Here is a 2,780-nt window from a genome sequence, read left to right on the forward strand (position 1 = left end):
AGCCAAGATTACCGATCCAGTATTCGTCAAAAAATTAGATTCTGGGCATCAACCCTCCCATAATTGCCTAGTAACCGTCAGTCTCAGTATCCCTTGGGCACCTTCAGACGGGGAAGGTGAACCTCTCTGTTGGAAATTAATCGCCGGTGTCATTGAACTGTAAGGGAATTTCCAAAAACAACCGGAGTTCCTACCCCCTGCTTCAACGGCAAAATCTGTAGTAAAATGGAGAAAACGAGTTTTCTGGAGGTCCGCTAAATTTTTGAATAGGCAGGATTTTAAAACCATCGCACTCATGCGGCTGAAAGAAGTAGAAGTGCTGCTCAACAATGGTCAATACTCTGGCGCGTATTATCTGATCGGTTATGTTGTGGAATGTGCGTTAAAGGCTTGCATTGCCCGACAAACGCGAAAGTCTGATTTTCCTGACAAAAAAACTGTTCTTGACAGTTACACCCACGACTTGGAAAAGCTAGTAAAAGTTGCTAAACTTGAGAATGAATTCAAGGTGGAACGTAATAATCCAGATTTTTATTCTCGATGGTTAAGGGTGAAAGAGTGGAACGAAGAAAGTCGTTACCAAAAACATAGCCGACAAAAATCCATCGAGATTTACCAGTCAATTACAGACACTAATCACGGAGTTTTACAATGGCTACAGCAACATTGGTAAATCAAGAGATAGAAGAAGGAAAAAGACTCATTGATGCCCTGAATGCAGCCGGTCTATCGGTCGATTCAGCGCTTTGGATCTATTCTTCAGAAAGAGAAAGCTGGCAGCTTATGCTCACTTCTCCCCTATGTGATCAAAAAGGAACCCTACACACCTATAAGGAAATCATGACAGTATTTCCCCAGGTAGAACCCGAATTAAAAATAGATTGGACTGGGCTGGTAGCTGTAAGCCCTAACCATGAATTAATTAAAGCGTTACGTCAGTTGCAAAAAGAGGGAGATTTTAACTTATCCGGGAGAAGAATGACTAACAATCTGTTGTCTAACCGGATGTGGGTTGACGATGCTTATATTTATCAAATTGCTTGAGCAATAGGGCAGGTTTCCTGGAGGACCTCTGAGAGGTCATGGAACAAGGGTAGCTGGGAATTTGCTCCGTTAGCGCTACGGATTTATCCCGCGATTGAGCAAATTCTCCGGGTTACCCCTGGTGAAATATTTTTCTACGGTTCCCTATCTGCAATATTTGGGGACAGGTTTGTGCAATTTCCCTTGAGCGATTAGAATAGGCAGAGTGCGGATTTTCTCGTAAATTGGTTACCAGACTGGATCCAGTTAAGCGGAGAAGAGCGGTCAAAAGCACCGTCAAACTTGCTCCGCCTCTATTGGCTAATTTTTATTTCAGTTAGGTAACCCGTCAATACTTGTTAATCTCAGGAGTAACTCGGAGGAATTGTCATGGCGATCGCATTTCAGGGTGCTTACTTTCAAGATTTCGATTCTCTACCCACAAATGGAACAAATCATCCCTGGACGAATCATTCTACCTTACCAGGATGGTATCTGTTTCGTCAACCGGAACCGGGAATCGAAGTGTTGACTTATGACGCAAATCATGGAGTAAGTAATAAAGGCAGTTTTTATAGTTATGGATTAACCGATGACTCCGATCGCGCTTTAGGAGGACTGGGTTCAGGGGGTGCTTATTTTGGCAATCCACCTACTGGAACCATAGCAGGATGGATTGCTTTTGCTGCAACGAATACCACAGGTTTACCCATCAATAGTATCACCCTAAATTTTGATGGGGAACAATGGCGAAGTGGGGCAAATACAACGCTGCAAACAATGGTGTTAGAGTATGGAGTGGGAGCAACATTTGATACGGTTACAACTTGGACTAACCCGGAGGGAAATTTTGATTTCACTTCCCCTTTTGCTCTGGAAACAGCAGATGAAATCAATGGAAATACGGAGGGTTTGCTTGCCAATCTGGGGGAGACCATCCATAATTTAACGTGGGACAATAATCAAACGCTTTGGATTCGGTGGATACACCTCAACGACTTGGGAAATGACCACGGATTGGCCATTGATAATTTTAGTTTGGTTTGGTATAGTGCAATAATCGCCGAGTCTGATGGCATCACGACGGTGACAGAAGGGGGGACAATAGATACCTATACCGTAGTTTTAACAAACCCACCCACTGCAGAAGTAACGATTACGATTAATCCCGATAATCAAACAACAACCGGGGTTGATTTCCTGATATTTACTCCTGAGAATTGGGATGAGCCTCAAACCGTGGAAATTGTGGCTGTTGATGATAATATGGTAGAAGGAAACCATATCGGAACGATTACTCATACAGCTACATCTACGGATCCGAATTACGATGGAATTACCATCAATGCAGTCACGGCGAATATCACCGATAACGATAGCGCAAATAATCCTCCGGTGGTTGTGAATGCGATCGCCGATTTAACCGCCACGGTATCCACTCTATTTAACTTTACCATTCCGGCAGATACCTTCAACGACCCCGATGGCAATCCCCTCAGTCATTCTGCCACCTTAGAAGATGGCAGCGAGTTACCCCCTTGGTTAATCTTTAATGCCACAACTCGCACTTTCAGCGGAACTCCTCTGGAGAATCATCTCGGCAGTATCAATATTAAAGTCACCGCATCCGATGGGAGTCTCTACGTTAGTGATATTTTGACTCTAGCAGTCAGTGCAGTAACACCAAATCCAGAATTTGAAGTAGAAAACTCTCCAGAATCGGAAGCTAACAATCCTCCCTCGGAAACTAATCCTCC

The 2,780-nt window shown here is 43.7% G+C and carries 4 protein-coding genes; all 4 read left to right on the top strand.

Annotated features, from left to right (window positions below; all coding sequences use genetic code 11):
• Positions 1-7 precede the first annotated feature (7 nt).
• Positions 8-163 carry a dual OB domain-containing protein gene (locus tag J0895_RS26975; RefSeq protein ID WP_422894334.1) on the top strand — a complete coding sequence of 52 codons (156 nt, stop codon included), beginning with the start codon at positions 8-10 and terminating at the stop codon, positions 161-163.
• A gap of 132 nt (positions 164-295) precedes the next feature.
• The gene (locus J0895_RS13600; protein WP_242541284.1) at positions 296-673 is read left to right on the top strand and encodes a HEPN domain-containing protein; all 378 of its coding nucleotides are present in this window, start codon (positions 296-298) and stop codon (positions 671-673) included.
• Complete coding sequence (locus tag J0895_RS13605) at positions 652-1,044, top strand: hypothetical protein (protein ID WP_207088624.1); 393 nt, start codon at positions 652-654, stop codon at positions 1,042-1,044. Before J0895_RS13600 ends, J0895_RS13605 begins: the two co-directional genes overlap by 22 nt.
• Before the next feature lie 369 nt (positions 1,045-1,413).
• Positions 1,414-2,780, top strand: a 1,367-nt coding sequence (locus tag J0895_RS13610; RefSeq protein WP_207088625.1) for a putative Ig domain-containing protein, incomplete at its 3' end; no start/stop codon positions are given.

This window comes from Phormidium pseudopriestleyi FRX01 (genome assembly GCF_017313335.1).
GTDB classification, from domain to species: domain Bacteria; phylum Cyanobacteriota; class Cyanobacteriia; order Cyanobacteriales; family Laspinemataceae; genus Laspinema; species Laspinema pseudopriestleyi.